The sequence below is a fragment of the Marinobacter sp. E2 genome (genome assembly GCF_055755345.1).
The window spans coordinates 2,904,379-2,926,950 of record NZ_CM146911.1 but is presented as its reverse complement, the minus strand read 5'-3'; the positions used below and the strand labels follow the sequence as shown (position 1 = coordinate 2,926,950).

Genomic DNA, 22,572 nt, shown 5'->3' with positions numbered 1-22,572 from the left:
TACCATGAGCAACAATGAACTGAACCGGGTCAGCGACATGGATGGCGAGGACCGGTATGAGTACTTTCTGGACCAGGTGGCGGAGAACCGGGAGGTCTGGATTCTGGTCAACGGCAACAGCCAGTTCCTCAAGATTGCCTCGGACGACGGCGATGTGGAATACCTGCCGGTCTGGCCCGCTTCCGGGCTTGCCGCCGCGTATGCCAGAGGCGATGACGCGCTGACGCCCCGCAGCGTTGCACTGCCGGATTTCTTCCGGAAGTGGGTGCCCGGGCTGACCGGAGACGGCCTGGAAGTGGGCGTGTTCCCGGGCGCAGACGGCACGGTCTGGCTCACCGAGCCGGAGGAGCTCAAGCGGGATCTTCAGGATGTGATGTCTGATTTCTGATCCACTTGAATTTCCCTTCGCCGCCCCGACGTTTCGGTGAACAATGAAACACAGGCCTAGAGATCATGACAGACACCCGACACCTGGTTTGTCCCCACTGCCACAAGCTCAACCGCGTGCCCGCCGAGAAGCTTTCCGCCGGCGGAAACTGTGGCGCCTGCAAGCAGCCCCTGTGGCCCGACGGGATTCTGGAGCTGACAGACCAGACTTTCTCTAACCACACCGGACGTAGCGATGTTCCGGTGCTGGTGGATTTCTGGGCCAGCTGGTGCGGCCCCTGCAAGATGATGGCGCCCCAGTTCGAGCAGGCGGCGAAGGATTGGCGGGGCAAGGTGCGTTTCGCCAAGCTAAATACCGAACAGGCCCAGGGCACGGCAGGCCAGTACGGCATTCGCAGCATTCCCACGCTTATCCTGTTCCAGAACGGCCGCGAAGTGGCCCGCCAGAGCGGTGCTATGAATCAGGCGCAGATCAGCCAGTGGCTTCAGTCGAAGGGATTTCGTTAGAGTCACAGAGGTTTTGCGCGTCGGTCATTTAAACGCCACATTGGCTCAGGCCCTGTGGTTGCAGGGCTGAGCGCAGCTATCCGAGCAGTTCCCACAAAGTTATCCACAGTTTTTGTGGGTAAAGGTCACGTTGCAAAAAGCAGATCTTGTAGCTGAAATTCGCTTAACTGAGGGCTGCAGGTTCGGTTTCCTTCCATATTTTACAGAATCACCAAAAAGGATATAATTTTTACTCATGGATGAGTTTGAATTCGACGAAGTTAAAAGCCAAGCGAACCTGGACAAACACGGTATCGACTTCGTGGCTGCCCAAGCGCTGTGGAGAGATCCATATCTCTTGGAAATCCGCGCAAAAGCAGAGGACGAGCCAAGGTTTTTGTTGATCGGCAAGATTGGTGAAAAGCACTGGTCGGCTGTCGTCACCTATAGGGAAGGTCGTACTCGCCTGACTTCAGTCAGGCGTTCCCGCAAGAAGGAGGTTGAGCTCTATGAAAGCTAAAGACTTTGAGAAAAAATTTGAGGATGGTCAGGAAGATATTGTTGATGACTTGGACCTGTCTTCCGCTCGCCGCGTTAATCAGGAACAAAAGCGAATCAACGTCGATTTTCCAGCTTGGGTCGTAGAGTCTTTAGATCGTGAGGCCGCGCGCATTGGCGTTACCCGTCAATCGATCATTAAGGTGTGGCTGGTTGAGCGTCTTCAGGCAGAATCTGCTAACAAGTGACTGTGTCGCCAGCGCCATTTTATGTCTCACCGCTGGCTGAGACGAATATCCTCCCGCTATTGAAACTCCGGCCCGCCTAACACACAATCAGGCTCAAGCAAGTAAACAAACGCTCACTTTAATTTCGCGAGAGAGGTAGTACAGGTGACCGAGCTGGTAAGTTACGAGTTGAACGACGGCGTTGCGACCATCACCATCCAGAACGGCAAGGCAAACGCCCTGAGCCACGAGGTGTTTGAAGGTTTGAACGCGGCGCTGGATCGGGCGGAGCAGGACAAAGCGGTGGTTATTCTGACCGGTCAGCCGGGCGTATTCTCTGCTGGCTACGACCTGAAGGAAATGCAGAAGGGCCCGAAGGAAGCGGCCGCTCTGGTGAAAACCGGCTCCACCTTTACCCGTCGGCTGGCCGCCTTTCCGCTGCCGGTGATCGGTGCCTGCAGCGGCCACGCCATTGCCAAGGGCGCGTTCATTCTGCTGTCGGTGGACCACCGCATCGGTATCGAGGGTCCGTTCAAGCTGGGGCTGAACGAAGTGGCCATTGGCATGACCATGCACCACGCGGGAATCGAGATTGCCCGCCATCGGCTGGCGCCGGCGCATTTCTATCGGTCGGTGGTGAATGCCGAGATCTATAACCCAGAAGGCGCGGTCGAGGCCGGCTTCCTGGATGAGGTGGTCGCCCAGGACAAGCTGGTTGAGCGGGCTAATGAGCTGGCCCAGCATTTCAAGACCCTGAACATGCGCGCGCACAGGGAAACCAAGGTAAAGGCCAAGGCCGACTACCTGGCGCTGCTGGATCGCTGCATCGAGCAGGATGCCGAGCACCTGGGCCTGAACGGCTGAGTCAGCCCTCTTGGCGGAACTGGGGCGCCTCGGCGAACCGGAACAGCCTGGCCAGGATAAGGTCCGGGAACGACTGGATCCGGGTGTTGTAGATCCGGGCGCTCTCGGTGTAGCTGTCCCTCAGTAATGCCAGGTAGTTCTCGGTCTCTGCCATCATCGACATGAACGACTGAACCACCTCGTTGGTCTTCAGGTCCGGATACCCCTCTATCCGGGCCTGAAGCGCACCCGCCACTTTCTTCTCAAAGCCGATCAGTTTCTCCGTCTGGCCCTGGGCCCGCATCTCGGTCGGGTTGGCATTGCGCAGCTGGGCGATGGCTTTCAGCAACTGTTTTTCATGGGCCAGGGAGGCCTTCACCACCTTTTCGAGGTTGGGCCATAGATCGTGCCGCTGCTGCAGGATGGTGTCGATGTTGGCCGTGGCCCGGTCCACCCGGTTCTTCAGGAAGACGATGTCGTTATAGTGCAGTATGGCCAGGTAGCCCAGCAGTACGAAGGGCACTGCCACTGCCGACAGAACCAGGTTGTCGGGGCTGAAGCTTCCGTCGGCAGCAAACAGGCTGGTGGTGGCGAACAGGAACAGGCCCAGCACCAGCGCAATGCCAGCAAAGCCGCGGGCGCCGCGGTCCAGCACAATGTCCTCTTCATCGTTGCCGCTGATCAGAAACGAGGCATTGTCGTCCTGCTGGATGGTCAGCCGGTCTGGCTGCTCCCGATCGAGGCCGGCAAAGCCGAGGCAGTAGACGTTCACGAAGGTGTCCAGGAAGCGAACGGTGTAGCGCCGGTCGCCTCGGTGCTCCACGTGAGAGCGGGGGTATTCGATCTTTGCGCCGTCGGGGCGCACCAGGACCCGGCCGGCATTGTCGTCGAGCCAGAACGGCACCCGCTCCTCCCGGTGCTCGATCACGCGCCATTTCTCGTTCTTGCCCGAGCCGCGTTTCTCTTCCACCTTGTAGTCGTACGCCACGCACTTCTCGTGTTGCAGAGGGTCCCGCAGGGGCGGGTGGTCCTCGTCCACGTCCACCATGGCTTTCAGCTCCGAGAGGCCGAAGCTGAGTCCTCGGGTGCTGCTGGTGGGTACGGCCTCGATCAGGCGCTTGAACTTGACCGTGCGGATCGACAACCAGAGCAAGAGAAGCGCGCCCACGAGGGCAGCCGCGGACAGCGCCCGGCTGGTCCAAGTGTGCGGGTACCGGCCCTCGGGCTGACTGGCGACAATGTCCCGGGCCAGGCTGGCGGTCTGGTCGTCCAGCTCCGCCATTGGCAGCCGGTGCTCGACCACACGGCTGAACATCCAGCGGTCCAGCAGGCCACTGGTGCTTTGCCGGATGAGCTGCTGCAGGGCCGCTACGTCCGCCAATACCAGTGGGCTCTCGGTCTCGGCCAGCTGTTGGTATCGGGCTTCGTAGAGGGCGGCAATGGCCGACCACTCCTGGCGGAGCTTGCCAATGCCCAGCACCGTGAGGGTACCGGACACCGCGATGGTCATCACCAGAACGTAAACCCAGAACCGATGAACTTTCACAGCCGGTAGCAGCAAGGCAACGCCCAGTGCCAGAAGCCCGGTCGCGAGGGAGATGCGGATACCGGCCTCGAAGAAGCTCTCGCCGCTGTCCGCGGCCAGGGTGTTCCGGGATACCAGGGCGGGCAGGCTATAGGAGTCAAGGCCGTTGAAGGTGATGGTGTCAGAGCCCGGGTTGAACTGGCCGATCACCCGTGCGGTATGTCCCGGGGTGAGCGCCCACTCGGAGTAGATCCTGCGTCCGGATTGCCGGTGATAGGTGCGGGGCAGGTTCCACTGGGCTGCGTCAGGATCTACGGCCGCAGCCACCGTGACCGAACCATTGGCATCCTTCAGTATAAAGTCGGTGGCACGGGTGCCGGATTCCAATGTTCGGGTTCTCAGGTCGCCGTCTGAATCCCGGTACTCCTCCTCCAGTTTGTAGCGGAAGTACACCGCCTGGGTGCTGGAGTAGGGCGTAGTGATCGTGCCCTCGGCCCCCGAGACTTCACCGCTGACAGCATAGGGCCCTGTGGTCAGGGCGGCCAGGGGTGTTTCCGGGAGGCGTTCGAGCTGGCGGGCCTCTGCCAACTGGGCAAGGCCGGTGGTCATGGCGTAATAGCTACCGGCCAGGCACGCCAGTGCGATGATTGCGAGTAAGGTTCTGCCAGGTAGACTGGCGATATTGAAGCGCCTCATGAGACGGGAAATTCCTGTTCCGCTTGCATGGAGTTGCGCCAGTATAGGGGATCCGGCAGTTTGATTCTGTGAGCCCATTGGAGCAGGCATAGGCGAATTGGCGAATAGGCACGGCGAGATGCCTGGTATAACGTTGGTCTGGTTTATCGATGAACCTTCAGGAGAGCCTTGTGTCCCGGTCCGAACAGTTTGCCAGTGACAACTACAGTGGGGTGTGTCCGGAAGCCTGGGACGCCATGGCAGCCGCGAACACGACCGACGAGCCGGCCTACGGCGAGGACAGCTGGACCCAGCGCGCTGCGGACGGCTTGCGCTCACTCTTCGATACTGACTGCGACGTCTATTTCGTGTTCAACGGTACCGCGGCCAATTCCCTGGCCCTGGCCTCCATTGGCCAGTCGTTTCACAGCGTGATCTGCCACGAGCTTGCCCATATCGAAACCGACGAGTGTGGCGGCCCGGAATACGCCTCCAACGGCGCCAAGCTGCTGTTGGGCGAGGGCGAGAACGGCAAGCTCACGCCGGAGAGCATCGAGCATCTGGTGACCAAGCGCACCGACATCCACTACCCCAAACCCAAGGCGCTGAGTGTGACCCAGGCGACCGAGGTAGGCACGGTATACACCCCCGAAGAACTTCATCGGATCCGGGCCGTGGCGGATCGTCACAAATTGCACATTCACATGGATGGCGCCCGGTTCGCCAACGCTGTGGCGGCCCTGGACGTACATCCCTCAGAGATTACCTGGAAGGCGGGCGTGGATGTGCTGTGCTTTTCCGGCACCAAGAATGGCCTGGCTCTGGGTGAGGCGGTGGTGTTCTTCAATCGCGCGCTGGCCGAGGATTTCGAGTGGCGCTGCAAGCAGGCGGGCCAGCTGGCCTCGAAAATGCGTTACATTTCCGCACCCTGGTGCGGTCTGCTTGAAAATAATGTCTGGCTCCAGAACGCCCGCCACGCTAACGCCTGTGCCGCTCGGCTGGAAAAGGGGCTGGAGGGCCTGCCGGGTATTCGATTGCGTTATCCCCGGCAGGTGAACGGCGTGTTTGTGGAATTGCCCGAGCCCATGCAGACCGAACTGCGAAACCGGGGCTGGCGCTTTTACAACTTTATTGGCGGCAGCGCCCGGCTCATGTGTTCCTGGTCAACCAGCCACGATCAGATTGACCGCTTCCTCGCCGACGTTCGATCGCTGGCCGGTTAAGTCCGGCTTGCCGTCATCTTACGGATAAAGGCCTGGTGCTCTCGGCTGGCCCGTTCCATACCCGCGGGTCTCAGTCGCACCCTCTGGCCGGGCACGCACTGGGCCAGACGCGAGGCCGAAAGCGGCGTCAGGTTGCCCAGGCGCGGATAACCGCCGATGGTCTGCCGATCATTGAGCAGGGCGATGGGCTGGCCATCCGGCGGTACCTGCACCGCACCGAGAGATATACCCTCTGATACCATGGACTCAATCCGGCATTGCAATGCGGGTCCTAGCAAACGCACGCCCATGCGGTCGGCGCGATCGTCTACCCGCCACTCAGCATTGAAGGCGTCGTAGAGGCTGCGCCCGAAAAAGTCGGAAATCTGGGCGCCCGGTAACAGGTCCAGCACGGCCGGCGTCGAGTAATCGGGTTGTTCTTCCGGCGGCGCTTCCACTATTTCCGAATGCACGGGGTCGGGGGCAGCAACGGTGAGTCGATCATCGGCGGCCAGCCGACGACCCTGGCCATCAAAGCCCCCCAGATGTTCCCGGACCACACAGGCAACACTGCCCAGCGCCGGTTCCGCTGAAAATCCCCCTGCTACCGCCAGATAGGTTCTCAGGCCATTTGCGGGCGAACCGAAAACCAGGCGTTCGCCCTTGCCAACCCGGAACCGGCGCCACATCGGCAGCGGCTGGTTGTCATGCTTTGCAGACAGGTCGGCACCGGTGACGGCGATGGTCAGATCCGCCTCGGCCTGCAGCTCGAGGCCACCGAAGGTTATTTCCAGTACCGGGCTGCCCCAGCGGTTACCCGCCAGCCGGTTGGCCCAGGCCCAGGCATGGATGTCCGCGGGGCCGCCCTGGGTAACGCCCAGGTGCCGCACACCGAACCGGCCTGCATCCTGGAGCAGGGCCAGCGGTCCTGCGCGGGTAACCCGGAATCCGCTGGTGATGGCGGGGTTCATGATGTTTTCTCCTTCCTGGCCGGTTCCGCAGGCGTCACATCGCCGCCCTCGCTTTCGAAGGTCTGGCGGTCAACCGATACAAAGCGCACCCGGTCTCCCACTTTTAGCAGGCTGAAGCCCTCGCGGTTGCGGTCAAACAGCCGGGCGGACGTGCGCCCGATCAGATTCCAGCCGCCGGGTGTAACCGCCGGGTAGGCGGCCGTTTGCTGGCCGGCGATTGCGACGCTGCCGGCCGGCACTTTCTGGCGCGGCGTGTCCATACGGGGGCAGTTGAGGCTGTCATCTAGAAGCCCCATAAAGGCAAAGCCGGGGGAGAACCCCAGGGCGAATACCCGGTACTCCTGGAAGCTGTGGGTCTTGATGACATCATCAACCGACATCCCGGAGAGACTGGCCACGCGTTCAAGGTCCGGGCCCACGGAAGGATCGTACCAGGTGGCAATCTCATGCTGCTCGCCCTCGCCACCGGCGTCGTCCGGTACCAGATTAGTCAGTACCTGAATCAGTTTCTCCCGGGCGTGCCAGGCACTGATCCGCATCGGATCGAAGGTCACCAGCAGGGTGGTGTAGGACGGCACCAGATCCACCAGTGCCTCGCCGAACGCCGCCTCGCAGTCATGGGTCAGTGACGCCAGCCACAGCAGATTGTTTTCCTCGATGGTGTCGAACAGGCGAACCATCCAGCTGTCGATACCGGCAGGCTCCAGTCGGGGTAACGCCATGTGGGTCACGACGATTGCTCCAGGGTGGTCAGCATCTCCCGAATGCGCCGGACGGCGGCGATGGATTCCTCGTTATCGCCGTGCACGCACAGAGTATCGGCTTGCAAAACGAGATCGCTGCCATCGCTGGCGGTCAAGGGTTGCCCGGTGGCAATCCGACGGGCCTGATCAATGATGGTTTCCGGATCATGGTGAACCGCGCCGGGTCTGGAGCGGGGGACCAGTCGGCCCTCGCTGTCGTAGGCCCGGTCGGCGAAGGCTTCAAACCACAGGGTCACGCCCTGCTGTTCGGCCTGCGCTTTGAGTGCGGAGTTGTCGCGCATGGCCAGCGTCATCAATGGCAGCTCGGGATCGAAGGCCCGGACCGCCCGTGCGACGGCGGCAAAACGCTCCGGATCGCGGGCCATGTCGTTGTACAGGGCGCCGTGGGGTTTCACATAGCAAAGGCCGGTACCCTCGGCCCGACAGATGCCTTGCAGCGCACCCAACTGATACAACACCAGGTTCTCGATCTCCTCCGGGGAACAGGCCATGGAACGCCGGCCAAAGCCAACCAGATCCGGGTAGGCGGGATGCGCGCCGATCCCCACACCATGGCGTTTGGCCAGGCGCACGGTCTTGCGCATCACGTCCGGATCGGAGGCGTGAAACCCGCAGGCGATGTTGGCCAGGTCGACATGGGGCATGACTTCATGGTCCAGCCCCATCACCCAGGGGCCGAAGCTCTCGCCCATATCGGCGTTCAGCTTCAAGGTTGCCATAGTTACCTCGTTGCCTCTCTCGGAGGCGTATGCGTTGGCTTAGAAAATGTTTGACCGCTCATACTGTTTGGGCCATTCCACGTTTTGTGCCTTGAGGGCAGCCGCCGCCCGCAGTGGCCAGGCCGGATCGGCCAGTAGCGCCCGGCCCAGAATCACCAGGTCGGCCTGGCCGTTGGCAATCACCGATTCGGCCAGATCCGGGCTGTGAATCAGTCCGACGGCGCCGGTGGCAATGTCGGCCTGGGTTCGCACCGCCTGCGCCAGTGGTATCTGGTATCCGGGATGGATAGGTATCTGCTGGCGAGGATCATTGCCGCCTGAGGAACAGTCTATCAGGTCAACATCGCCCTGGAAGCGCAGCAGTGTGGCCAGCCGAACCGTGTCTTCGAGGGTCCAGCCTCCTTCTACCCAGTCGGTACAGGACAGGCGGAGGAACAGGGGCAGGTCGTCTGGCCATTCCTGGCGCACCACCCGGATGGAGTCCTGAAGGAATCGGATCCGGTTCTCGAACGAGCCCCCGTATTCATCGGTGCGCTGATTGCTTAGCGGTGACAGGAACTGATGAATGAGATAGCCGTGGGCTCCGTGCAGTTCCAGGGCCCGGAACCCCGCTTCCCGGGCCCGCCGGGTGGCGGAGCAAAGCGACTCAAGTGAATCGGCAATCTGTTCCCGGGACATGGCCTGGGGCACCTGCCACTGGCTGGCGTAGGGCAGGGCCGAGGCCGATACCAGATCCTCCCACCCTCCGGTATCCGCCCGCAGCGGGTGCGAGCCCTCCCAGGGCCGACCCACCGAGGCTTTTCGACCGGCGTGGCCAAGCTGGATACCCGGCACGGCGCCCTGCTCGGAGACAAAGCGGGCGATGCGGGCCAGGCGATCGCGCTGCTCATCGTTCCAGAGACCCAGGCAGAAGGGCGTGATCCGCCCCCGTGGTTCTATATGCACCGCTTCGGTGAAAACCCAGCCGGCGCCCCCTGCCGCCCGTGCGCCGAGGTGCACGTAGTGCCAGTCGTTGGACAGGCCGTCCTGGCCGGAATACTGGCACATGGGTGAGAGCATGATCCGGTTTCGGGCCGTCACGGAACGAAACTGGATGGGCCGGAACATGTGCGGGTTAGGATCCCGCCTCAGGATCCGGCGGGCGTTTTCACCGCCGGAGCGTGAGTCGGTAATCGGGGGTGGTGATGCCTGTGTTTGGTCAGTCATCGCGTAGATTCCACGTTGTTGTTGGAGTAAGTGGTCAGCCGGGCGGTCAACACGGTGGTTACCTGGCGCTTTCGATGGCCAGTGCCAGGCGCAGCAGAGCGTCGTCCGAACCGTTCCGGCCGATCAGCATTAGCCCGCTGGGCAATTCGCCCGGGGCATGGTTCGGAAGGCTGATCGCGCACAGGTCCAGCATGTTGGCCACGGTCGGGTTGCGCAGAACCAGCAGGTTCAGGCGGGCGTAATCGTCGTCGTCGGCCAGTTCCTCAAAGGTGGGTGGCACGATGGGCACGGTTGGTGCCAGCAGGCCGTCGTAGTCCTGCAGCCACTGGTCCGCTTCCTGCTTTCTGGCCTGCCGTCGCCGGCAGAGCTCAAGGTAATCCGCGGCGCTGATGCTGGCACCCCGCTTGATCCGGCTGCTCACGCGGGGGTCATACTGGTCTCCGTGCTGCTCCAGGGAATGCCTGTGGACAAAGTAGCTCTCGGCGGCGGTGAAGCCACCACCTTCCATTAACTCCGGTATGGCAGCGAGCACCGGTGCCGGCGCCTCAATAAGGGTTGCGCCGGCCTCGCGCAGGGTTTTCAGGCGCCGGGCGAAGGCGTAGGCAACGGTGTCGTCCATCCCATCCAGCATGTAGTCCCCGGGCACAACGAAGCGCAGACCTTTCAGCGAGAGGAACCGGATCGGCCGGTAGGCATGGCCGGAGAGCACCGCATCCAGACGTGCGCAGCAATCGACCGTCGGTGCGATTGGCCCGATGGAATCCAGGGTGTCAGACAGCGGGAAGGTGCCATCCCGTGGTACCCGGGACTGGCTTGGTTTGAATCCGGTCAGACCGCAAAACGCCGCAGGTATGCGCACCGAGCCACCGGTATCGCTGCCAATGGCGCCGGCGGCCATGCCCAGCGCCACCGCCACGGCCGCGCCGGAGGAGGAACCACCGGGAATCCGGCCCGGTGCCAATGGGTTTTCCGGCGTGCCGTAATGCGGGTTCAGGCCAAGGCCGGAATAGGCAAACTCGGTCATGTTGGTGTGGCCGGTGAGTACGGCCCCTTCGCAGCGCAACCGGGAAACGATCCGTGCGTCACGGCTGGCCGGAGGCTGCCAGCCCCGGGAGCCGGCGTGGGTGACCTCGCTGCGCACATCGAACAGTACTTTCAGTGCAATGGGCAGTCCCGCAAGCTGGCCTCCGGAAAGCCCGGCAGCGCGTAACCGATCGACGGCCTCCGCCTCGGCCCGGGCGGACTGCTCGAAACGCCGGGTGTAAACGCGGGCGTCGGCCTTGTCCTTGAGGTCCGCCTGGCTGTAACAGCTCGCCAGCAAATCGCGGGCGTTGTGTCTGCCGCTGGCCAGTTCATCCAGCAGGCTTGCGAGCGGGGTTATCGGGTTCATGCGATCACCGGCAGGGTCTGGATATCGTAACGGTGCTGAAGCTCCAGCCCGGTCACCGGGTCCTTCAGCACCATGCGGAAGGCATCCGCCGGGCGCAGTTCGCCGATCACCGGCAAGGTGCCACAGAGCATGGCCTGGCCTGGCGCCAGCTCGGGTTTGTCGAGACCGAAACGTTTCAACAGTTCGGCCGGGTGCAGCAAACCGGTCACCGGCCCTTCCTGGTAGAGTGCCTCCTGGCCGTCAATGGTCGCATAGGAGGCCATCTGTAGCTCGTCCCAGTGGTCGATCACCTGGTCCAGGCGCCAGACCTGCGCGCCAACGGGCTTGGCGCAGACCTGCTTGGAGTGCGCCACCGACCAGGCTTCCGCTTCGCGATCGGTATGATCCGAGCCGATACCCACAAGGGTTCCCTCGGTGCTGCCAATCAGCACCACTTCCACTTCGCCACTGGTCTGCCCACCCAGCACCTGAATGGTCGGCGCGGTGGCCAACTGGTTGGCTGCTACCCGGTAGAACAGCGGCGTTGCCGAGGGCGGGGTAACGCCGATGGCTTTCAGTTCTTCAATATGCTCATCAATGGCGGCCTGCACCCGGCCCGCCCAGCCCGCGATGACCAGCTGGCGGATGTCGATATCCAGGCTCTCTCCGGTGTTGGCAAGGTAAAACGTTGTCATCGGGTGACTCCACTGGTTTTATGCATCAGCTCTCTTGATCAAACCTTTATTAATTCTTCATCAGTTCGGGAAGGAAGGTGGCCAGCTGCGGGAACAGGACAAGCACAATGGCCATCAGGAACATGATGCCCACGTAGGGCATGGCGCCCTTCATCACGTCGCTGAACGGACCGCCTTCGCGAACGCCCTGCACCACGTACAGGTTCAGACCGACCGGCGGAGTGATCAGGGCCATCTCGATCAGCAGGATGATCAGGATGCCCAGCCACACCGGGTCGAAGCCCATGCCGATGATGATCGGGGCGACAATCGGGATGGTAATCACCATCAGCGACAGCGTTTCAATGAAGAAACCCAGAATAATGTATAGCAGTATGGCGAGCATGAGGGTTGAATAGGGGCCCATGCCGGCGCCTTCCAGGAAGCTGGTCAGCTCCCGGGTGATGCCTGCCGACGCCAGCACGAAGTTCAGGAAGTAGGAGGCGATGATGATCAGGATGATCATGCCAGTGGTCTTCATGGTGCCGTCGAGGGCCTCGACAATGATGCCGACGGACAGCTTCTTCATGAATGCGGCGATGGCCAGGGCACCGAGCACCCCAAGGGAGGCGGCTTCGGTTGGCGTTGCCAGGCCGGTATAGATGGAGCCTACCACGATCCCAAACAGCGCCAGTACCGGCACGAGGTGCCGCAGGCCGGAGATCCGCTCGCCCCAGCTATGTGAGACGCTGGGCCCGCCCAGGCTGGGTTTCCAGATGCAGATCAGCGCGGTGCCCACGATGAACATCAGGGCCAGCAGGAGACCGGGGATCAGGCCGGCGGCAAACAGCTGCGGGATCGACGTCTCTGTGAGAAAACCATAGACAATCAGGTTGATGGACGGCGGAATCATGATGCCCAGGGTGCCACCGGCAGCAATTGAGCCGGTAAACAGCTTCGGGTCGTAGCCCATGTCCCGGCCCTGGGGCAGCGCGACCGTGCCGATGGTCGCGGCGGTGGCAACGCTGGACCCGGAGGTGGCGGAAAACAGGGTAGCGGTGCCTATATTGGCGTGCAAAAGCCCGCCCGGCAGCCAGGACAACCAGCTTTCCAGGGCCCGGTAAGTACCGCGGGCAATGCCGGTGCGCACCAGGATCTCCCCCAGCAGAATGAACAGGGGAATGGCGATCAGCAGGTATTTGTCCGAGGCCGACCAGAGAACATCCCCCATGGCGTTGATCAGGGGGAACGGCGAAAAGAGCTCGGCCAGCAGCAGCGCTAGGGCAATCAGCGTGGCGGCAACGGGCACACTCAGCAGCAACAGTGCCAGCAGAATTAGCAGCGCAGTAATAATCATGAGTGTGCCTCTCTGTTTTCTTCTTTGATCTGCTCGTCCATGGTCGGGCTGCCCGCCAGTTCCTGCACCCGGTCAGACTGACCGCTGAGCAGGGCGAACAGGACTCTCAGAGACATCACGCAAACCGCGAAACCAAACCAGACCAGGCCAATCATCCACAGGGCCTGGGGCATCCAGAGCGGTGTGCCCAGGGGGGTGTTGGCGGTGGAGCCGCCGCTGTAGGAGGCACTGATCACTTCGTAAACCGCATCCACTACCAAAATGGAGAACATCGCCATGGACAGGAGTGCCACCAGATCAAGGGCTCCGCGCACCTTCATTGGAAAGTTCAGGTACAGGGCATCAATGCGAATGTGCGCCTTGCACATCAGGGTGTAGGCGAAGGACCAGCTTGCGCTGATCGCCATGATGTAACCGGTCAGTTCCGTGGCATGGACCGCCGAACGTCCCATGAACTGTCGGGACATCACCTCGATGGTTACCAGGACCACCGTGAGCAGGATCAGCACCCCGCCGGCGCGGGCCAGCCAGAGTGAGCCGGTCTGGACGCCTGCCAGTACCCGGTCAAGAAAGGAATTCACCTGGTGAAACATATCGTTCTCCAGGGTGTCCGGGCATGGAGAGACGCCCGGGCACCAGGTCGGTTGTACGATGACTTACTTGGAGGCTTCGAGGCCGGTAACGGCGCCAATGGTCTCGTTCCAGCGGTCCACCCACTGCTGGTCAACACGCTGTGCCCAGTTCGGCAGCAGTGTTTCTTCCAGGTGGCGTGAGGCTTCCGAGAAGTCGTTGTCCGTGGCCTTCACCAGAACCATGTCGCCGGGCTCGCCGCGGGAACAGTCGCCGTTGCCGGTCAGGCAGGCGATGCCTTCGCGGGTTTCCTCAACCGCCGACGCCCACACCGGGTCCTCGTAGTTCTCCTTGATCTCTGCCATCAGCCATTGCCGGGTTTGTTCCGACAGAGAGTTCCACTTCTTGCCGTTCATGGCGGTGACTACGTGGTCCCAGCCGCCCACAGGCAGCGGGTAAAGGTGGGTCGATACTTCGTGCCAGCCGGAGCTGTAACCAGACAGCGAGCCAGTCACGGCGCAGTCAATAACGCCGCGCTGGAGGGCACCGGGAACCTCGCTGAAGTTCAGGGTGATGCCCTCGGCACCCAGGGCCTGCAAGAACTCGGCGGTGGTTCGGCCACTGGCGCGCACTTTCTTGCCCTTGAGGTCCTGCAGGCCGTCAATCTCGGCGTTACAGAACACCATCTGCGACGGATAGGGCACCACGGCCAGCAGCTGGGCACCCTTGTAACGCTCCCTGAAGGCATCGGCCAGTACCGGGCGATAGGCCTCGGCCACTTTGCGTGCGGTCTCGACATCGGGTGCAATCATCGGCATGTCCAGGCCTTCCAGCTCCGGCGCATCCTCAACCGCATAGTCGGCCACCGTGGAGCCCACTTCCAGAACATTACGAGCCATCAGTCGGAAGACTTCGCCACCGCCCAGGCCCATCTGGTCAAAGGTGGTTACCTCGGTGCTGATCTGGCCGTCGGAGGCTTCGGGCACATGTTCCTGCCAGAACGGGCGTTCGAAGTTCTGGTACAGCGACAGGCTGCTCCAGCTTCCTACGTAATTGATGCTGGTGTCGTCGAGCTCCTGGGCATGGACGCTGGTGCCTGCCATGGCAAGAGCAATGACGGTAGCGGTGGCGAGGGGATTTCTTGTCGTCATGGTTGTTTCCTCTTTCTTCGATGGTCTTGCTCGGTTTGTTTAGAAAAGGGCCAGGTCGCGGTCCGGGATGTCCGTTACCAGCATGTGGCCCGGGCTGTGGGTGATGGCGAAGGACACACCCGAATCAATCAGAACCTGCTGCGGGGTGACGCCGCAGGCCCAGAACACCGGAATTTCATCGTCCTGTACTGAAACAGGATCGCCGTAGTCGGGCGCGTGCAGCTCGGAAATGCCAATGAGCCCGGGGTTGCCCAGATGCACCGGCGCACCGTGCACCTGGGGGTAGCGGGTGGTGATCTGGATGGCGCGAATCACGTCGGCGGCGTTGAACGGCCGCATGGACACCACGAGGTTGCCCGAGAAGCCGCCGGCGGGAGTCAGCGCCACCGATGTCTGGTACATGGGCACGTTCCGGCCCTGGTCGATGTGCCGGACGCGCAGGCCTGACTGGATCAGAGCGTGCTCGAAGGTAAACGAGCAGCCTAGAGCAAAGGTCACCAGATCGTCCCGCCAGTAATCGGCTACGTCTGCGACCGTGTCGGTGGCGGTGCCATCGCGGTAGATCCGGTAGGCGGGCACATCGCGGGCAATGTCGAGATCGTTGGCCAGCGCATGGCAGGTACGGGCGCCGGGCTCGCTAACAGCCAGCAGGGGGCATGGCTTGGGGTTCGCCTGGCAGAAACGCAGGAACCCGGCCGCTTCCGATTCGGGCAGGATCACCAGGTTGACCTGCACATAGCCGCTGGCCAGTCCGGAGGTGGGTCCTTTGAGCAGCCCGTCACGCGCCGCCTGGCGCACCGCGGTGGGTGTGGATTGCGCGTTGAGAGAAGATGACGCTGACATGGTGCTGCCTCAAAAATGGATGATTTTTACATTTAAGTCAGAGGCGCTGATAAATACAATTCGAAAGATAGGATCGGTTTTGATCGAAAAACCTGATCAGTCAGCAGTGTCGGGCGTTGGCGGGACTTTCTGGCCGGAGGGTGCCCGGGTTTCGGCGATGGCCAGTGCCAATTCCGCAATGGCCTGAACCACATTGCCACCGGGCCCGGAACGGAACGCGGCGCTGAACGCCAGGTCCGGCACCCTGGCCGCAACCTCAAACCGCCTGAGAGTGCCTGCGCTGAGTTCCCGTTGCAGGATTTCCCGTGGCAGTGCGCTGACGCCCAGGCCGTCGACGGTCATGCGGATGATGGTCGAAAGCGAGGAGCTGGAATGGATGCGGGTGGAGTGGTTCATCGGGTCCACCAGCGAGCGGATCGCCATGTAGGGTTCGCTTTTTCTGGGGTAGGTCACGATGGGCCAGGTGGACAGTTCCTCCAGAGACAAGGGGCGCTTTGGTAGATCGAGTTTCGGGCTGGCCACCCAGATCAGCGAATAGCGGCAAAGTTTCCGGTTGATGATACCCGGCTGGTTGACGCCGCCCATCAGAAAGGCGATGTCGATCTCATGATTCACCAGTTTCTCGGCAAGATTGACGGAGATGTCGACATCAAGCTCCAGGTTGATGGCAGGATACGCCTCGCTGACTCGCTCGATCAGTTGCGGCAGCCAGGTGTGGGCGATGGTCTCCGAAACGGCCAGGCGAATGGTTCCCTGAATGGAGGAAGGCTTGGCCACCGCCTGCAGCATTTCCCCATGCAGGCTGAGCATCTTTTCCGCGTAGATCAGGAACTCGCGGCCCTTGGCCGTAAGTGTGATCTGTCGGCCCGAGCGATCGAACAGCTCCACACCCAGCTGGTCCTCCAGCCCGGCGATTCGCGCGGAAACTGAAGGCTGCGACGCATAGACCCGGTTCGCTGCCGCCCGGAAACTGCCCAGCCGGGCAATCCAGATGAAGGTTTCCAGGGTTCGAATGTTCATGAGTCTACCGGGCAGCCAGGGTTTATACGGAGGATAGGGCAGGCGGCCCCGCCCTGCCAAAACAGCGTATCGCAAGTGGACCGAGTTCATGGTATACCAGCGGTCGGAAAGTTTTGTTCCTAACGATCATTCTGTAACAGCCCAATCAGTCCGGAAGTTGCCAACATGCCAAGAGCCAGTGAAATCAAGAAGAACTCCGCGGTGGAATACGACGGCCGCGTTTATTTTGTCAAGGATATCGAGCGTTCCGTGCCCCAGGGTCGCGCTGGCGGCAGCCTCTACCGGATGCGCATGTACGACGTGGTCACCGGCCAGAAGCTCGATGAGACCTTCAAGGATTCGGACATGCTCAACCTGGCGGACCTGACCCGCCGGGAAGTGACCTTCTCCTACGCCGATGGCGACGAGTATGTGTTCATGGACACCGAGGATTTCACCCAGTACAGCCTGAACCGCGAGGCCATCGCAGAGGAGCTTCTGTTTATCAGCGAGGACACCCAGGGCGTCATGGTGATCCTGCTCAAGGACGCGCCGGTTGCGCTGGCACTCCCGCCCACTGTTGAGCTGGTGATCGATGAGACAGATCCCTCCGTGAAAGGCGGCTCGGCAACGGCGCGAACCAAACCCGCGCGCTTTAACACCGGTCTGGTGGTGCAGGTGCCGGAACACATCTCCACCGGCGATCGCATCCGCATCAACGTCGAGGAACGCAAGTTCCTGGGTCGTGCCTGACCCTGCATAGCACCGTAACCACATCGCACCAGAACAGGGATACCTTTGAAAGCTGTAGACACTGTAAAGGTACTGGTGGCCAGCGTCATTTCCGTGGTGGTGATGGTCGGGATAGCGCGGTTTGCCTACACCCCGATGATCCCGGAGATGGTCGCGGCCCTCGGCCTGAGCAAATCGGTGGTCGGGCTTCTGGCCACCGTTAACTATGCCGGCTATCTCACCGGCGCGGTTCTGATTACCCGCATCAATGATCTCGCCCTGAAGTATCGGCTTTACCAGCTGGGGCTTGTGGTCGCGGTAGTGTCCACTGCGCTCATGGGGTACACCACCAACGTGTGGCTGTGGAGTCTGCTGCGCTTTATCTCCGGGCTGAGCACCTCTGCGGGTATGTTGCTGGGCGCTGGCCTGCTGATGAGCTGGTTGATCAAGCACAACCAGAAGTCGGAGCTTGGGGTGTTCTTCTCGGGCATTGGTCTTGGCATTGTGCTCACCGCCGTGGTGGCCGAACTGATCAAGGAACCTTACGCCTGGGACCAGCAGTGGGTGATCTACGGGCTGGTGGCCCTGGCGCTTCTGGTGCCGGCCTGGCGCTGGATGCCAGATTACCGCACCTGCGCCCTGCCACGAACCGGCGCCGCCGGTTCCGCCAACGGACGCAGCCGTTTTATACGGTTGTTGCAGCTGGCCTACTTCTGCGCCGGCGTGGGCTATGTGGTAACGGCCACCTTTCTGGTGGCGATTGCCGAGTCCATGCCCCGGCTTGAAGGTCAGGGCTGGCTGGTGTGGCTGATTGCGGGTGTCGCCGCTACCCCCGCCTGCTGGTTGTGGGATGTGTTCTCCCGGCGCTGGGGCCAGTGGCTGGCGCTGTATCTGGCCTATGCCCTGAATTCGGTCAGTATCCTGATGCTGCTCGTGAATACCAGCCTTGCCAGCGTGATGCTCAGTTCGGTGATCTATGGCGCCAGCTTTATTGGGATTGTCAGCATGATGCTGGCGATGGTGGGGCGGGTGTTCCCGGAAAATCCGTCCCGGCCCATGAGCCGGCTGACCTTCAGCTATGGTATTGCCCAGATGCTGGCGCCAGCCGTGGTGGGTTACCTGGCCGATGTAGAGGGTAATTACACCAGCGGGCTGTGGCTCACACTGGTGGTGATGGCGCTTGGCGTGGTGGTGCTGCACCTGGCCCGGCGGGCCAAGGACGCACAGGCGGCGCTGGCCGTCTGATTACATGCCGGCGTCCTTCACGTTCTCCATGACCACGAAAGTGCTGGTCTGGAGCACATGGGGCAGGGCCGAGATTTCCTCCCCCAGCACCTGTCGGTATTCGTGCATGTTACGGGTGCGCACTTTCAACAGGTAATCAAAGTTGCCGGCAATCATGTGGCACTGTTCCACCGCTGCCAGGTCCTTGACCGCATGGTTGAAGGCGGTGAGGGCGGCGCTGCTGGTGTCGTTCAGGGTGACCTGGGCGAACGCGATGTGACTCAGGCCCAGTTTGGTCTGGTTGACCAGCGCGGTGTACCCGGTGATGAATCCCTGCTCCTCGAGCCGGCGCATTCGCACCTGGCAGGGCGTCTTGGAGAGCCCGACCCGAGAGGCAAGCTCGGTTACCGTAATCCGGGAGTTCTTCTGCAGTTCGCGGATAATTGATTGATCAATTCTATCCAAATCGGCCATGGTTCGGGCTCCGGGCTGGATTAACGGCTAAATCCTTCTGCAAATATAATCGAAACTCCTTCCTGGCGAAACTTTATGGTCAAAGCGACTTTGGGTGCTTGCGTATACTGGATGTGGAATCCGCCCACGTGTCACGCCTGCAGCCCGGAGAAGATTGATGACCGATTCCCGCCCATTACAACAACAAACCCTGCTTGAACAACTGGCCGATGTGCTCGAAAACCAGAGCGACGGTGATGCCGGCTCCCTTGAATTGCGGGAACTGGTCGCCCGGATGGTGGAGGAGTCGCGCTCCTGGGATGACGACCTGCATGCGGCACTGATTCGACGCTTCGGTGAAACCCACGGTGGTCGCTACGGACAGGTGTTCAGCGGCAGTTTTCCCTCGGCCTACCGGGCCCGGTTCAACGTCGAAGAAGCCCTGGCCGACATCGAACAGATCCAGTCCATTGCCGTCAGCACCGACGTGCCCATGCGCTTCTACCAGCCCAGGGATCCGGCCGAAGGCGGGTTTCATTTCAAGCTTTACAGTGGTGGCCAGCCGGCGGTGCTGTCGGATGTGATTCCGATCGTCGAGAATCTGGGCATGCGGGTGCTGGGCGAGCATCCCTATCGGATTCGCCGGCGAGATGGCGAAACCTTCGGAGTCAGCGATTTTTCCGTGGAATTGCACGAACGCTGCCGGGGCGGCGATCTCGAAGCGGCCCGGGATCGCATCCAGGCGGCCTTCCGGGAAATCTGGAACGGCTTTGCCGAGAACGATGACTTCAACCAGCTGATCCTGCTGTGCAACATGGGCTGGCGGGAAGTGGCCCTGCTGCGGGCCTACTCACGCTACATCAAACAGCTGCGTTTTGGGTTCAGTCAGCCCTTTATTGCCGAAACCCTGGCCCGTTACCCGGACCTGACCGGCCGTCTGGTGGCCCTGTTCCATGCCCGTTTTGATCCCGATATCGACGACCCTGATCATCGCACCGAGCGTTGCCGGGAAATCGAGGTGGGTATCCAGCAGGCCCTGGAATCGGTTGAAACCCTGGACGACGATCGCATCCTGCAGCGCTTTTTTGTGCTGATCAGGGCCACCCTGCGCACCAACTATTTCCAGCGGGGGGTGCATGGCGAGCCTCTGGCTTACCTGTCCCTGAAGCTCGCGCCCGCCGACATACCGGACATTCCGCAGCCGCGCCCCAGGTTCGAGGTGTTTGTCTATTCACCCCGGGTGGAGGGCGTGCACCTGAGGGCCGGGCCTGTGGCACGGGGCGGTATCCGCTGGTCGGACCGGGTTGAGGATTACCGCACCGAGGTGCTCGGGCTGGTAAAGGCCCAGCAGGTCAAGAACTCGGTGATTGTGCCGGCCGGCGCCAAGGGCGGTTTCGTGGTGAAACAGCACTCATCTGAGACCACCCCCGAGCAGTTGCGTTCCGAGGGCGTGGCCTGCTACCAGACCTTTATCCGAGGGTTGCTGGACCTGACCGACAATCTTGAGGAAGGCCGGGTCATTGCCCCTCAGAGGGTGGTGCGTCACGACGGCGACGACCCCTACCTGGTGGTTGCGGCCGACAAGGGCACGGCGACCTTCTCCGACATCGCCAACCTGCTGGCCGGGGAATACGGTTTCTGGCTGGGGGATGCGTTCGCCTCCGGCGGCAGCGAGGGCTACGACCACAAGAAAATGGGCATTACCGCCCGGGGCGCCTGGGAATCGGTCCGGCGGCATTTTCTGGAACTGGGCGTGGATACCCAGACCGATGAGTTCACGGTGGTCGGCATTGGTGACATGGCCGGCGATGTCTTTGGCAACGGCATGCTGCTGTCGGATCGTATCCGGCTGGTCGCCGCCTTCAACCACCGGCATATTTTTATCGACCCCGATCCGCAAGCCGGGCCGTCGTTCCGGGAACGCCAGCGGCTGTTCAATCTGCCCGGTTCCAGCTGGGCCGATTACGACCGAAGCCTGATCAGCGAGGGCGGTGGCGTGTTTGCCCGCTCCATGAAGTCCATTCCTGTCTCGGACGCCATGGCCCGGGCTCTGGGAATCCGAGACCGGGCGGTTACGCCCAACGAATTGATCCGGGCTATCCTGCGGGCGCCGGTAGACCTGCTGTGGAATGGCGGCATCGGTACTTACGTCAAGGCCGCTTCGGAAACCCACGAACAGGTTGGCGACAAGGCCAACGACGGGCTTCGCATCGACAGCCCGGAATTGCGCTGCAAGGTACTGGGCGAGGGGGGCAACCTCGGTGTTACCCAGAAAGGCCGCATCGAGTTTGCCCGCCGCGGCGGTGCCGCCAACAGCGATTTCATCGATAACGCCGGGGGCGTGGACTGCTCCGACCACGAAGTGAACATCAAGATCCTGATGAACGACCTGGTGCATCAGCAGCGAATGACTCTGGCCGAGCGCAATCACATGCTCCGGGCCATGACCGACGAGGTCGCCGGGCTGGTGCTGGCCAATAACTACCGGCAGGCCATGGCCCTGAGTCTGGCGGTCAATCCTGCGGTTGCCCATCTGGACCAGTACGAACGCCTGATGCGGCGCCTGGAGAGCGAGGGACGCCTGGATCGCGGCCTCGAGTTCCTGCCCTCGGATGAAGAGCTGGAGGCCCGGCGCGAACGGGGCGAGGGGCTTACCCGGCCGGAACTGGCGGTACTGGTGTCCTATGCCAAGATCGAACTCAAGCAGGCGCTGGCCGTGTCCGACATTGTGCGGGAGCCAGGGTTCAGTGGCGCGCTGCATTCGGCGTTCCCGCCATCCCTGCTTGCCGCCTTCCCGGATGAAATCAACAACCACCCATTGAGGGCCGAGGTCTCGGCCACACAGATTGCCAACGACATCGTCAATCGCATGGGCATCACCTGGTTTGATCGAATGCGCAGCACCACCGGTGCCGACGCCGGCCGGATTGCCGCCGCCTATCTGATCTCCCTGCGGATACACGACGTAGACGCCCAATGGAAGGCCATTGAAGCGCTTGATGGACAGGTAGACGCGAGCATGCAGGCGGATCTGTACGCCGATGCCATTCGCCTGGTCACGCGCAGTGCCAGCTGGCTGCTGCAGAACCGGAAACAGGCCCTGGACCCGGTAGATTGTGTTGCCGCTTACCGGGGCGCATTGGCCGACGTTCTGACCTCAAAGAGCCAACTGGAATCGGTGATTCCTGCAAGTCGCTGGCAGGAACGCTATGCTGAATATGGTAAGAGGCAGGTTCCGGATGCTTTGTCGCTCTGGTGTGCCTCCGCTGAAAGCCGCTACTGGCTGATGGATATGGTGGAAATTGCCCGGCAGCTGAACGAGGAGCTGGCATCCGTGGCCTGGGTCTACTTCACGCTCGGTGAGAGCCTGAACCTGACCTGGCTTGATCGACAGATGCGAAGCTTCCGGGCCAATGGCCACTGGCAGGTTCTGGCAACCATCCATTTCCGGGATGAGCTGGACCACCAGCTAAGGAATCTGACCTTCAGTGTGTTTTCCGAGCCAGTGTCGGGTGAGGGCGTACCACAGGCCCGGCTGGAGGCCTGGCGTCAGGACAAGCGCATGGCCCTGAGCCGGTGGCAACGCATGCTGAGTGACATGCAGGCTGCCAACGAAGTGGATTGTGCTGTTTTCTCGGTGGCCCACGGGGTGCTGAGGGAACTGGCAGCCAAAGCCGGGTAGAGGCCTGGAAGCCAA

The 22,572-nt window shown here is 61.7% G+C and carries 22 protein-coding genes; 9 read left to right on the top strand and 13 right to left on the bottom strand.

The annotated features are described in order from the left end of the window. Positions 1-4: 4 nt before the first annotated feature. The 5 genes from AC0J1C_RS13345 to AC0J1C_RS13325 all read left to right on the top strand — a co-directional run bounded on the left by AC0J1C_RS13345 (position 5) and on the right by AC0J1C_RS13325 (position 2,462). The gene (locus tag AC0J1C_RS13345) at positions 5-388 is read left to right on the top strand and encodes a DUF2750 domain-containing protein (RefSeq protein WP_473044285.1); all 384 of its coding nucleotides are present in this window, start codon (positions 5-7) and stop codon (positions 386-388) included. Positions 389-453: 65 nt separating this feature from the next. Further along, a complete protein-coding gene (gene trxC / locus AC0J1C_RS13340) occupies positions 454-894 on the top strand; it encodes a thioredoxin TrxC (RefSeq protein ID WP_473044284.1) in 441 nt (146 codons plus the stop codon). A gap of 235 nt (positions 895-1,129) precedes the next feature. Then, a complete protein-coding gene (locus tag AC0J1C_RS13335) occupies positions 1,130-1,393 on the top strand; it encodes a BrnT family toxin (protein WP_473044283.1) in 264 nt (87 codons plus the stop codon). Then, positions 1,383-1,619 (top strand): type II toxin-antitoxin system BrnA family antitoxin, encoded by a 237-nt coding sequence (brnA, locus tag AC0J1C_RS13330; protein ID WP_473044282.1) that lies wholly within the window; start codon positions 1,383-1,385, stop codon positions 1,617-1,619. The genes AC0J1C_RS13335 and brnA overlap by 11 nt, the downstream gene beginning before the upstream one ends. 144 nt (positions 1,620-1,763) lie before the next feature. Next, a complete protein-coding gene (locus AC0J1C_RS13325) occupies positions 1,764-2,462 on the top strand; it encodes a crotonase/enoyl-CoA hydratase family protein (RefSeq protein WP_473044281.1) in 699 nt (232 codons plus the stop codon). Position 2,463: 1 nt separating this feature from the next. Here the strand turns inward: AC0J1C_RS13325 and AC0J1C_RS13320 are convergent, their stop codons facing one another. After that, positions 2,464-4,662, bottom strand: a complete 2,199-nt coding sequence (locus AC0J1C_RS13320; RefSeq protein ID WP_473044280.1) for a LemA family protein — start codon at positions 4,660-4,662, stop codon at positions 2,464-2,466. Positions 4,663-4,811: 149 nt separating this feature from the next. Between AC0J1C_RS13320 and AC0J1C_RS13315 the strand changes: the two genes are divergently transcribed. Beyond that, positions 4,812-5,864 carry a threonine aldolase family protein gene (locus AC0J1C_RS13315; protein WP_473044279.1) on the top strand — a complete coding sequence of 351 codons (1,053 nt, stop codon included), beginning with the start codon at positions 4,812-4,814 and terminating at the stop codon, positions 5,862-5,864. On the opposite strand, the gene AC0J1C_RS13310 is transcribed toward AC0J1C_RS13315, so the two are convergent. From AC0J1C_RS13310 to AC0J1C_RS13260, 11 genes are all read right to left on the bottom strand, one after another. After that, entirely contained in the window at positions 5,861-6,814 is a 954-nt protein-coding gene (locus AC0J1C_RS13310; protein ID WP_473044278.1) for a 5-oxoprolinase subunit C family protein, read from the bottom strand. The two genes, AC0J1C_RS13315 and AC0J1C_RS13310, sit on opposite strands and share 4 nt — an antisense overlap. After that, complete coding sequence (gene pxpB, locus AC0J1C_RS13305) at positions 6,811-7,536, bottom strand: 5-oxoprolinase subunit PxpB (protein ID WP_473044277.1); 726 nt, start codon at positions 7,534-7,536, stop codon at positions 6,811-6,813. The genes AC0J1C_RS13310 and pxpB overlap by 4 nt, the downstream gene beginning before the upstream one ends. Positions 7,537-7,541: 5 nt before the next feature. After that, on the bottom strand, positions 7,542-8,297 hold the full coding sequence (locus AC0J1C_RS13300) for a 5-oxoprolinase subunit PxpA (RefSeq protein WP_473044276.1): 756 nt from the start codon (positions 8,295-8,297) through the stop codon (positions 7,542-7,544). Between the two features lie 39 nt (positions 8,298-8,336). Continuing rightward, positions 8,337-9,404: an NADH:flavin oxidoreductase/NADH oxidase gene (locus AC0J1C_RS13295; protein WP_167363244.1), complete on the bottom strand. Its 1,068-nt coding sequence runs from the start codon at positions 9,402-9,404 to the stop codon at positions 8,337-8,339. 157 nt (positions 9,405-9,561) lie between these two features. After that, positions 9,562-10,893, bottom strand: coding sequence for an amidase (locus AC0J1C_RS13290; RefSeq protein ID WP_473044275.1), 1,332 nt, complete (start codon positions 10,891-10,893; stop codon positions 9,562-9,564). Beyond that, on the bottom strand, positions 10,890-11,567 hold the full coding sequence (locus AC0J1C_RS13285) for a DUF2848 domain-containing protein (RefSeq protein ID WP_091987219.1): 678 nt from the start codon (positions 11,565-11,567) through the stop codon (positions 10,890-10,892). The genes AC0J1C_RS13290 and AC0J1C_RS13285 overlap by 4 nt, the downstream gene beginning before the upstream one ends. 49 nt (positions 11,568-11,616) lie before the next feature. Further along, entirely contained in the window at positions 11,617-12,903 is a 1,287-nt protein-coding gene (locus AC0J1C_RS13280) for a TRAP transporter large permease (RefSeq protein WP_091987217.1), read from the bottom strand. After that, entirely contained in the window at positions 12,900-13,496 is a 597-nt protein-coding gene (locus AC0J1C_RS13275; protein ID WP_473044274.1) for a TRAP transporter small permease subunit, read from the bottom strand. The genes AC0J1C_RS13280 and AC0J1C_RS13275 overlap by 4 nt, the downstream gene beginning before the upstream one ends. A 63-nt stretch (positions 13,497-13,559) precedes the next feature. Next, on the bottom strand, positions 13,560-14,624 hold the full coding sequence (locus AC0J1C_RS13270) for a TRAP transporter substrate-binding protein (RefSeq protein WP_473044273.1): 1,065 nt from the start codon (positions 14,622-14,624) through the stop codon (positions 13,560-13,562). Positions 14,625-14,663: 39 nt separating this feature from the next. Next, complete coding sequence (locus AC0J1C_RS13265) at positions 14,664-15,467, bottom strand: putative hydro-lyase (RefSeq protein ID WP_091987211.1); 804 nt, start codon at positions 15,465-15,467, stop codon at positions 14,664-14,666. Between the two features lie 96 nt (positions 15,468-15,563). Continuing rightward, positions 15,564-16,487, bottom strand: a complete 924-nt coding sequence (locus tag AC0J1C_RS13260; RefSeq protein WP_473044272.1) for a LysR family transcriptional regulator — start codon at positions 16,485-16,487, stop codon at positions 15,564-15,566. A gap of 165 nt (positions 16,488-16,652) precedes the next feature. Between AC0J1C_RS13260 and efpL the strand changes: the two genes are divergently transcribed. Together efpL and AC0J1C_RS13250 are read left to right on the top strand one after the other, a co-directional pair. Beyond that, the gene (efpL, locus tag AC0J1C_RS13255) at positions 16,653-17,219 is read left to right on the top strand and encodes an elongation factor P-like protein EfpL (RefSeq protein WP_375192255.1); all 567 of its coding nucleotides are present in this window, start codon (positions 16,653-16,655) and stop codon (positions 17,217-17,219) included. Between the two features lie 45 nt (positions 17,220-17,264). Further along, positions 17,265-18,443: a YbfB/YjiJ family MFS transporter gene (locus tag AC0J1C_RS13250; RefSeq protein WP_473044271.1), complete on the top strand. Its 1,179-nt coding sequence runs from the start codon at positions 17,265-17,267 to the stop codon at positions 18,441-18,443. Here the strand turns inward: AC0J1C_RS13250 and AC0J1C_RS13245 are convergent, their stop codons facing one another. Then, the gene (locus tag AC0J1C_RS13245) at positions 18,444-18,896 is read right to left on the bottom strand and encodes an Lrp/AsnC ligand binding domain-containing protein (RefSeq protein ID WP_091987203.1); all 453 of its coding nucleotides are present in this window, start codon (positions 18,894-18,896) and stop codon (positions 18,444-18,446) included. A 157-nt stretch (positions 18,897-19,053) separates the two neighbouring features. Between AC0J1C_RS13245 and AC0J1C_RS13240 the strand changes: the two genes are divergently transcribed. Further along, the gene (locus tag AC0J1C_RS13240) at positions 19,054-22,557 is read left to right on the top strand and encodes an NAD-glutamate dehydrogenase (protein WP_473044270.1); all 3,504 of its coding nucleotides are present in this window, start codon (positions 19,054-19,056) and stop codon (positions 22,555-22,557) included. The last annotated feature ends 15 nt before the right edge of the window (positions 22,558-22,572 follow it).